The sequence below is a fragment of the Mesorhizobium sp. M1C.F.Ca.ET.210.01.1.1 genome (assembly GCF_004791585.1).
In the GTDB taxonomy this organism is placed as follows: domain Bacteria; phylum Pseudomonadota; class Alphaproteobacteria; order Rhizobiales; family Rhizobiaceae; genus Mesorhizobium.
Genome location: NZ_SRUU01000192.1, coordinates 1 through 300 on the forward strand (window position 1 = coordinate 1; position 300 = coordinate 300).

The following is a 300-nucleotide window of genomic DNA, read 5'->3' on the forward strand; positions in this document are numbered from 1 at the left end:
CTGAACCAGGTCGCCATGACAGGTCAGTTCGCCGGGGATGAACTGCGGATGGTCGCGCAGGCCGCGCTACAGTGGCAGGACGCAGGTGTCAGCAGCGCGGAAGAGGTCATCGCATCGTTCGTGAAGATCAGGCAGGACCCGGTTGCAGCACTCAGGGAGCTGGAGCAGCAGACCGATGTGCTCACCGACGCACAGCGACAGCAGATCCAATCGCTTATCGCGCAGGGAAACCAGGCCGACGCTTCGGCCCTGCTGATGCAGGCGTATGCAGGCAAGATCGGAGAGGTGGCCCCCAGGGTC

General features: G+C 63.7%; 1 protein-coding gene. It reads left to right on the top strand.

Annotation, left to right across the window (positions count from 1 at the left end):
• Nucleotides 1-300: phage tail length tape measure family protein (locus tag EN853_RS33535; RefSeq protein ID WP_281062258.1), on the top strand; the 300-nt coding region annotated here is incomplete at its 3' end.